Origin of the sequence: Caballeronia sp. LZ065 (genome assembly GCF_031450975.1) — a bacterium.
Classification (GTDB): Bacteria; Pseudomonadota; Gammaproteobacteria; order Burkholderiales; family Burkholderiaceae; genus Caballeronia.
On the sequence record NZ_JARUXV010000014.1, the window covers coordinates 1 to 3,361 of the forward strand.

General features: G+C 59.1%; 6 protein-coding genes. 3 read left to right on the forward strand and 3 right to left on the reverse strand.

The annotated features are described in order from the left end of the window. Nucleotides 1-366 precede the first annotated feature (366 nt). The 3 genes from QCE63_RS35345 to QCE63_RS35355 all read left to right on the forward strand — a co-directional run bounded on the left by QCE63_RS35345 (nt 367) and on the right by QCE63_RS35355 (nt 1,340). Nucleotides 367-651, forward strand: a complete 285-nt coding sequence (locus QCE63_RS35345; RefSeq protein WP_309839890.1) for a type II toxin-antitoxin system Phd/YefM family antitoxin — start codon at nt 367-369, stop codon at nt 649-651. Nucleotides 652-662: 11 nt separating this feature from the next. Then, entirely contained in the window at nt 663-989 is a 327-nt protein-coding gene (locus QCE63_RS35350; protein WP_309839901.1) for a type II toxin-antitoxin system RelE/ParE family toxin, read from the forward strand. Between the two features lie 165 nt (nt 990-1,154). After that, entirely contained in the window at nt 1,155-1,340 is a 186-nt protein-coding gene (locus QCE63_RS35355) for a hypothetical protein (protein WP_309839892.1), read from the forward strand. A gap of 180 nt (nt 1,341-1,520) precedes the next feature. On the opposite strand, the gene QCE63_RS35360 is transcribed toward QCE63_RS35355, so the two are convergent. The 3 genes from QCE63_RS35360 to QCE63_RS35370 all read right to left on the reverse strand — a co-directional run. Beyond that, nucleotides 1,521-1,775: a hypothetical protein gene (locus tag QCE63_RS35360; protein ID WP_309839894.1), complete on the reverse strand. Its 255-nt coding sequence runs from the start codon at nt 1,773-1,775 to the stop codon at nt 1,521-1,523. 10 nt (nt 1,776-1,785) lie between these two features. Further along, a complete protein-coding gene (locus QCE63_RS35365; protein WP_309839896.1) occupies nt 1,786-2,709 on the reverse strand; it encodes a TauD/TfdA family dioxygenase in 924 nt (307 codons plus the stop codon). Beyond that, nucleotides 2,706-3,361, reverse strand: a 656-nt coding sequence (locus QCE63_RS35370) for an ABC transporter substrate-binding protein (RefSeq protein WP_309839898.1), incomplete at its 5' end; no start/stop codon positions are given. The genes QCE63_RS35365 and QCE63_RS35370, both read right to left, overlap by 4 nt.

Sequence of the window (3,361 nt, forward strand, 5' to 3'; positions counted from 1 at the left end):
GCCGCGGTGGGGAGATAATGATCTAAAGAGATTGGCAAATCTTAAACCCTGACATTTCTAATGAGCCAGACATCGGACATTTGTATTTAGCCATGACATCCTAGATTACTTAAAAATTGTTCGTCTAGTGACTTAGGCAGCGTGCGCGCCGAGCAAGATTCGGCCAGCCCAGCTTCCCAACAACGTCACCAACTTTGCTCCACCAAGCGTTCATTAGCGCTTGAGGGGCGCCAGAGCTAGAAAGCGCACAGTCATGCGGTGCAGACCCACAGAAACGAATCGTGATCGCTTGCGGCGGGCCGCTCTTCCCTCCAGACTGAATTTGGTCTATATTCAGTCTGATACTTGCGTTACGAAGGAGCAATCATGCATCTCGCAGATCACGTAAAGCCCATCAGCTACCTGAAAAGCGAAGCGGCGCAAATCGTCAAGGATCTTACCGAGTCGGGCGAACCGCTGGTGATCACGCAAAACGGCGAAGCGAAGCTGGTTGTACAGGATGTGCGCACCTATGAAAGCACGCAACAGACGCTCGCGCTCCTGAAGCTCCTCGCTATCGGTCAAAGGCAGATCGACCAAGAGGACTATGTCGACGGCGACGCTTTTTTCTCGGAACTCGCCGAACTCGATCGACAAAAGAAGATTCGCTGATGCACGGTCCGATGCTGAAGTATCGTGTTCTGCCGACGGCCCGGATTGGAATCGACGGACTGAGGAGTTACATCGTCCGGACATTCGGTTGGGAGACATGGCTTCAGACTTCGGAGCACCTTCAAGCCACCATCACGCAGATTCGCCAATTTCCTGAGAGCGGTCACATTCCTCCTGAGCTCGAGGGGTTCGCTAACGAAACCTATCGGCAGGTGCTCTCAGGTAAGAACCGGATAATTTATCAAGTGCGTTCGGACGTCCTGTACATTCATATCGTCTGCGACACGCGGCGTGATTTACAGGCACTTCTACAGCGGATTGTTCTTCGTCTAATGTAGGGAGGCAAGGAGAACTTCAGCGGCAGACCCATACTTCACGTTTCTCAACGCTGAAGCTGCGCGAGTCCGCTGGCACGGGGGAAGCAATTCTCGAGGTCGGTATCTTCAGACACTCCAGTCAACGCCGGTGACATCGGTCAGGCAATCACCCATGGCGCATGGGCGTTGGCTGACATCAAGGGCGATCTTCACGACATGGTGCGCACCGCGCCGAAGCGCAGCGGAAAGACCACCGTGTTCGAGGAGGCTGGGGGAGCACATCTCGACCTTCTGGTATCCCTCGCGGCCCAGAGCCCTGGGCGCCTGCCTATAGACCAGATGATGCGAAGAGCGCCTCTCTTTGTCGACTGATTGCTCGCACAGATCCAATTCTCCAGCGCGCTCAGATGCTCAGTGGTGGCTATATGTTACGAGAACGTCACACATGCTGCCGAGGTCCTCTACGTCAGCGAGGGAAGCGCCAATTCGCCCGTCGCCGGAGCGTTGCCCTCCTTGCGTGCGAGCCCGGTATCTTTTATCGCCCCTCTCCTCTCATCTGGAAGGATGAAGCGTCACGAACGCCGTGCGAATCGCTGCGTCGAAATCCTTGTGGGTTGCTACATGTCGATGGTCAACGCTGACCAGCCAACCCCCTGCCGCGCGACACCATCTCAAGCGGCCCTCCTCGAACAGGCCGGAAAACCATCGCCACAGAACGGCATCTTCCTGGTCTGCTCTCAGACGGGCCTCCCTGCGCACGTGCTTCATCCGTAAGGTATCGGGTTGCAATGCTTTTTCGTCGATCATTCGTCGTTCATCACGCGCGCGCCGGCGCCTCTCGGGAGGCCTCGCTGCGCCGCTGCAGCATGTCGTAAGTCGAGAGCGGTTCCGTGTCGCTTGTCGTTACCCGGCGCAAATCTCGCGGATAAGACTCGTCATACGGCTTGCCGCGATGCATTGTGCAACGGTTGTCCCATATCACCAGATCGCCCACGTGCCACGCGTGCGCGTACACACGCTCGCGCTGCGTCGCGTGTTCCAGCAGGTCGCGCAGGATCATGCGACCTTCCGGCACCGGCAGACCGACGATATGCGACGCATGCGAACCCATATACAACGCCCGACGCCCGTGCGCTGGCGACGATCGCACGAGCGGATGCCGTACCGGTGGCAAGGCGTTGCGCTCTTCCTGCGAGAAGTCGGTAAAGCCGAGTTGTTCGCGCGAATACATGAGCGCATGCTCGGCGAGCATATCGTCGACGCGTTGCTTCAGAGGCGAAGGCAGCGTCTCATAAGCCGCGCGGTTATCGGCGAATTCGGTCTCGCCGCCGGCGGGCGGCACGACGCGCGCGTAGAGCATCGACAACGCGCCGGGCGTCGCGCGAAACGAACTGTCCGTGTGCCACAGGCGATTGCCGAGCAGAAGCATGCGCAACCGGTCGTCGACTGCGCGCGGACGATCGTTCTCGTCGAGGTTCGATACATCCACGATTTCCTTGCGCTCGATCCGCTGCCGGTTATCCGCGCGATATCGCGTCACCGAAGGCTCGAGCAGACCGAAGCGCGACGCGAGCGCGATCTGGTCTTCGTTGGTCAGCGTCTGATCCCGCACGATGACGACGCCATACTCGTCGATGGCGGCAGCAAGTTGCCCGAGCGCCCGGTCTTCGGGATGCGCCAGATCGATGCCGCTCACTTGCGCGGCGAAGGTTTCGTGCAGGCGGGTCACGGTGACGGTCATTGCATCTTCCCCTGAGCATTGGCGGCGGTCTGGGCCTTCGTGATCATCGGACAGGTGGACTTTGACAACGGCTGGAACGCATCGGCGCCCTTCACCGTCGCGCGAATGTTGTAGTAGTCCCACGGCCGCTTCGATTCCGCCGGCGTCTTGACCTGCACGAGATAGAGGTCCTTGATGAGGCGTCCATCCTCGCGGATCGTGCCGTGCTGCGCATAGATGTCATCCACGGGCGCACTTTTCATCTGCTTCATCACGATCGCGCTGTCGTCGCTGCCGGTCGCCGCCACGGCCTTCAGGTACGTCAGCGTCGCGGAATAAGCGGCCGCCTGGATCGCAGTGGGCATCTTGTTCATGCGCTTGTAGAAGCGCTCGGAGAACTGGCGCGTCTTCGCATCCGCGTCCCAATAGAAGCCTTCGATCGTGTAGAGATTCTGCGCCAGCGGCAGGCCGAGCGAATGCACGTCCGTCAGCAGAAACGCCATGGCAACAACGCTCTGCTTGCCGGACTTCGTGATGCCGAACTCATTCGCCGTCTTGACGGCATTGATCATGTCGCCGCCCGCATCGGCGAGTGCGATCATCTTCGCCCCCGACGCCTGGGCCTGCAGCACGATCGACGAGAAGTCCGACGCGTTGAACGGATGCTTGACGC